Origin of the sequence: Pseudomonas sp. UYEF17 (assembly GCF_040546125.1) — a bacterium.
GTDB classification, from domain to species: Bacteria; Pseudomonadota; Gammaproteobacteria; order Pseudomonadales; family Pseudomonadaceae; genus Aquipseudomonas; species Aquipseudomonas putida_Z.
In genome coordinates this window covers 1-5,032 of the sequence record NZ_JBEPNE010000041.1, presented here as the reverse complement: position 1 = coordinate 5,032, position 5,032 = coordinate 1, and the positions used below count along the sequence as shown (strand labels likewise).

Sequence of the window (5,032 nt, the reverse complement as noted above, 5' to 3'; positions counted from 1 at the left end):
CGACACAGCAGTGCTATGCAGCTGTCTCCAATAGAATATGAGAAACGCTATTTCCTGAGCTTGGAGAGTGTCTAGGAAACCAGGGGCGATTCAAACAGCTGGGTCATAGTATCGGTAACGGTTATAATGCAGCCCCGTCTCCACATCCCAATACTGCCCCTGAAAGCGTAGCGGATTACGAATCTCCGCCCACTTCGCCCCGTCACTCCGCTGTTCCTCCGCCAAACCCCAGGCCTTGTACCTCCCGCTCCAGGCAATCTCCCCATCTTCACCGGTCAACTCCATCGGCGTCCCTAGCTGATCGCACTGGTACCAAGCCATCGCATCAAACGCTTTCGGTATCGGCTTATGCAGCCACACCGGATCCTTGTCGATGTCATACGGGAACACATACACCGGCTGGCGCAACAACTCGACAACATGGTTGGACACCGCCTGTGCCACTGGCACAAAGGTCCCGGGCTCGAACACATAGTGAGTGGTGTGGCCTTTGCCTTCCCGGTCCCGGCACTCGAATGCCAGCGTGTCGCCTTCCCACACATACCAGGTGTACCCACAACCCAACTCTTCATCCCGCTGCCGCCGGGCATTCTGGTTCCACACCGGGCCGGCCTGCGGTCGGTCGCGGTACTTGGCGCGTGAGTGCTTGTACAACCGCCGCCCGAGCGCGTCGTAGGCAAAGGTGACAATCAGTCGGTCATCCTCGTACCGCCGCAGGCGGTTGTAGAGGTCCCAGTCAAAGTGGCCTTTCTTGCTGCCCGTGGTGCGCTCCGCCAGGTTGCCGCGTTCGTCATAGCGGTACTGCGTGCCGCAGTAGCTGCGCAGTACGTTGTCGTTGATCCGGCGGGGTGAGTGTGGGTTGGGGCCGGGCGGGGCTTGTGGGTCGAGCAGGTTGCTCGCCGGGTCGAAGGCGAAGAGCTCTTTCTTGTAGAAATCGCCCGCTTCCAGCAGGCGGCCGACCGGGTCGTAGCGGTAGTAGGTGTCACCACGGTTCAGGTCATCCACGCGGGTTAGCTGGCCGCTGAGGTCGTACTCGTAGTCGCGCACCGCGATGCGCCGGGTGGCGCCGCGTCGGGCCAGAGTCTGCTGCTGCAACTGGCCATTCGGGGTCCAGGTCTGGCGTTGAACCAGGCCGTTGCCTTGCTCGCGGCCAATTTCCCGATGCAGGTCGTCGCGCTGGTAGCTGAGCAGTTCGTGCTCGTCGAGCTTGAGGCTGAGCAGGTGGCCGCTGCCATAGGTGAGCCAGCTGACCCGGTGGCCATCAGGGCGGGTGGTCGCGATACGCAGGTTGAGGGCGTCGTACTCATGCTTGAAGACAGCGACCTTCGCTTCCTTCATGTACTTGAAGTGCTGGTGCTCGCGGGTGTTGTTGCCCGCCAGGTCGTAGAACCACTGCAGCTTGCAGGCCTTGTTCTCGGCAAGTAGCAGGTTGCCGTTGCCGTCGTAGGCGAAGGTTTCGCTTTCCCACTCCTTGCCACCGCGCTGGCCGGCATGGCTTTTCACCAGGCGGCCCATGGCGTCGTATTCGAAGCGGGTGATGCGGTCGCCATCGATGCGGCGGGTGGGCTGGTTGCTGCTTTGATCGTAGAGGTAATCGGTGACCTGCTTGTCGAAGCCGGTCTCCATGATCAATCGCCCGGCCGGGTCGTACTTGAAGCTGGCCTCGCTGTTGTTCTCGTTGCGCAACCGCAGTAACTGGCCGAGCTTGTTCCAGTGGTAGGTGAGGGTGCTGTCGTCGGGGTTGTGGCGTTGGTGAATCAGGCCGGCCTCGTTGTAGGCCCAGGTGGTACGACGGTGCAACGCGTCGGTATAGCTGAGCAGGCGGCCTTCGGCATCGTGTTCGAAGCGGTCCTGGGTCTTGTCGGGGTATACCAGGCGGGTCAGTTGACCGGCCTGGTAGTGATACTCGGTGGTTTCCCCCGCTGCGTTGATCGCTTTGCTCAGTTGCCCGAGCCCGTCGTACTTCCACAGCGTGGTCTTGCCGGAGCAATCGGTGTAGCTGGCCAGCTGGCCGTCGCGGGTGTAGCCGAGCTTCTTCTCGCCACCGTTGGCGTCGATGATGGCGATGGGCAGGTTATCGCTGTTGTAGGTGTACTGGGTCTTGTTCTCCAGCGGGTCGAGCGTTTCGATGATGTTGCCGCGCTGGTCGTAGTCGTACTTCCACAGGCCGCCCTCGGCGTCGCGGGTCTTGAAGCGCTGGTCGAGGTCGTCGTAGGCGTGGTGCACCGCGGAGCCATCGGGGCGGGTGTGCTGCAGCAAGTTGCTGCGCTCGTCGTAGACATAGCGGTCGATATTGCCGTCGGTATGCACATGCTGGATGACGTTCTTGCCATCGTCGCGGAACAGCCACTCTTCGTTGCCGTCCGGGTAGATGATGCGGTAGGTGTAGCCGAGGTAGTCGTAGTAGTGGCGGGTTTCCTGGCCAAGCGCATCTGTGACGGTGGTCAGGCGGATATGCTTGTTCCATTTCAGACGCGTATCGAAGCTGCCGTCATCGGCCCATTCGCGCACGGCTTTCGCGTCCGGGCCTTCGCCCTGCCATTCAAGGCTGGTGCCCCGCCCGGTGCGGTCGGTGTAGCGCGTGACCAGGTGGTGCTGGTACTGGTAGGTCCACTGCGCCCCATGTTCATCGCGTGCCGCGCGAAGGTCGCCCTGGTCGTCGTGGTCGTAGCTGGCCAGCTGTCGCGTTTGCCGGCCGTCCTGCATCAGCCAGAGTGCCTTGATGCGCCCATGCTCATCGAGCTGGGTATGCACATGCTGGTGCTGGTCTTCATCCTGGTAGGTGACCAGGTCGGAGAGCACTGCCTTGCCGGCGTGCTGGTGCTCGTAATGCAACGCGATGCGCGCGCCGCCGCGCTGGATGATGCCGACCAGGCGGAAGTGATCGCCGACGCGCTGGTAGTGTTCCTGGCGCTGGTGGCCGTGGGCCAGGTTCAGGTGGTTGTCGTCGACCCGGATGAGTACCGTCTTCTCTACCGGGTCGTAATGGGGCTTGCCAACCTTGGGCAGGGCGTAGCTGTGGGTGCGGCCATCGTCGGCGTGGTACAGCACACCCTCGTCAACCACATCGAAGCGCATCGAGAATGGCGTGATCCAGCGGGCACCGAACTCGCTGTCATCGTAGGCGTCCAGGCTGGAACGGTAGGTGCGTGCCCAGGCGACAGGAAACACGCCTGGCAGGTTGAAGTCGACATGCACCAGGGTTTCGGTACCGCGTGCATAGCTGATGCTCTTGCTGGTGCCGGGGCAGGTGCCGTTCAGGTCGCAGCGTGGGTCGTTTTTAGGTCGGGCCTCGTTGCGGGTGGCTTCCACGCGGCTTTCGGTGCCCTTGTCCTTTGCCACACCCGAGCCGCGCGCCGGGGTATTGGCCGACACCCGGGGCGCGGGTTTGCGCTTGCGCAGGCCTGCGTTGAGCTGGGCGAGGAGCCAGGCAATGCTGTTTTGCGTGGCCGGGTTGGCCAGGGCGGTCAGCATTTGCCGGATCAGCTGGGCCAGGCCCTTGAGCACATTGGTGTGTGGCTGGACGAGCTTCAAGACCCAGCCAGTGTTGCTCGCTGCAGCTTTGTACCCCTCGGTCGCGCCGTACTGAACCGCACCAGCGGTGGCGCTGATGACCGCTTCGGCCCGGGTCAGCAGGTCCCAGAGGGACGGCTCTTCGATGGGGGCGTAGATTGCCTGGGCGCTGTTGATGATCGCCTTGCGCTGCTGGGTGGTGTCGATCTCGCCCTTGGCGATGCGCTCGATGGCATCCGCCAGGCTGTTGAGTGTCTGGAAGCCGGTGTTGGCGGCATTGTTCAAGATGCCAGGCAGTTCGGTTTCGGCCCGCTCGACGAAGGTTTCGATTTCGCCCATCAGCGTGGCACTGAGGTGGCCGACCATGATGTTCATGACGGCTTGGGCGAAGTCACCTTTGTTTTTCTTCAGTTGCTGTCGGGCCAGGAACAGTACCGGGCGCAACGTCATCCGTGCGGCGGCCATGGTCGGCGGGACGGGTACTACACCGATCAGGTTGATGCCCAGGCTGACCCAGTCCAGCGGGTCATTCGAGCCTGTCTTGGCCAGATGGATGATGTCGCCCAAGGCGTCGAACAAGGCGACGATGTTGCCCACCACCGGCACTGCACCGGCCCAGGCCTTGACGGTGGCCAGGTCGATGGTGTTGCCGCTGAGTTCCAGCAGCCAGGCGTTTACCGTGGCTTCACCCTGGCCGATATCCTGGGCGACCAGGTTGTTCAACGGGACCAGTGCGATTTCGCGTTCTTCGATTTCTTTCTTTTCTTGTGGGGTCATCGTTTCAATTCCCTTCCTGGACGAGTGAGGTAGCCAAGGCACTGGCAGTGCCGAGCCGGGAAGGGGGAGGTGTCGAGGGGGCGATGGCGTCGAGCGGGGCCTTGAACGCTTGTGCCGCATGCTTCGCGAGGTTTTCGGTGCCCTGCAGGGCGGAAGGTAGCGTCAGCGCTGCAGCCGGGCCTGAAAAGTCCTTTCTCAGGTTGCCGAAGTAGCTGCCGGCTACCCATGGGTCGGCTGGGTCTTTCTCGAAGTCAACGGCTGTGGGGCCCGGGCTTACAGCTGCTACCGCCGCAAATCCTTGTTCGTCCAGCGTGCCTTTGAGCACCTGGCCCAGCGCGTCCTCTACCTGGTACCCGGAGCCTTTCAAGGGGCGGTTGTTGGCGTAGTTGCGGAATAGGTCGAGGTTGCCTTTGTCGGTTTTGGGCGCGTCCGGGAACGTGGCCGTCTGGCTTTGTGCACCTTTGTAGATGAAGTCAGTCGCGTGCGCGGTGTACTGGCCAGCGGTGGCATGCAGGATTCCCCCTGCGGTGTAGGTGGTACTGCTGCCGCCCCCCTGGATGACCAGTTCTTCCTTGGCGCTGAGGGTGATGCGTTCGGCGGTGACGCTGACCTTGAGCTTGGCCAGCAGGTTGATGTTGTCCTTGAGCGCCTTCAGGTCGATGTCGCCGGTGGCCGCGACCAGTCGCCAGCCCATGCTCTGGACGAACTGGCGTACCCCTCGGCTGGCACTGATCAGCAGGCG

The 5,032-nt window shown here is 62.5% G+C and carries 2 protein-coding genes; both read right to left on the bottom strand.

The window, feature by feature from the left end:
• Positions 1 to 90 precede the first annotated feature (90 nt).
• The gene (locus tag ABIB24_RS26665; protein ID WP_354317712.1) at positions 91 to 4,290 is read right to left on the bottom strand and encodes a DUF6531 domain-containing protein; all 4,200 of its coding nucleotides are present in this window, start codon (positions 4,288 to 4,290) and stop codon (positions 91 to 93) included.
• Positions 4,291 to 4,294: 4 nt separating this feature from the next.
• On the bottom strand, positions 4,295 to 5,032 hold a 738-nt coding region (locus ABIB24_RS26660; RefSeq protein ID WP_354317710.1), incomplete at its 5' end, for a DUF2345 domain-containing protein.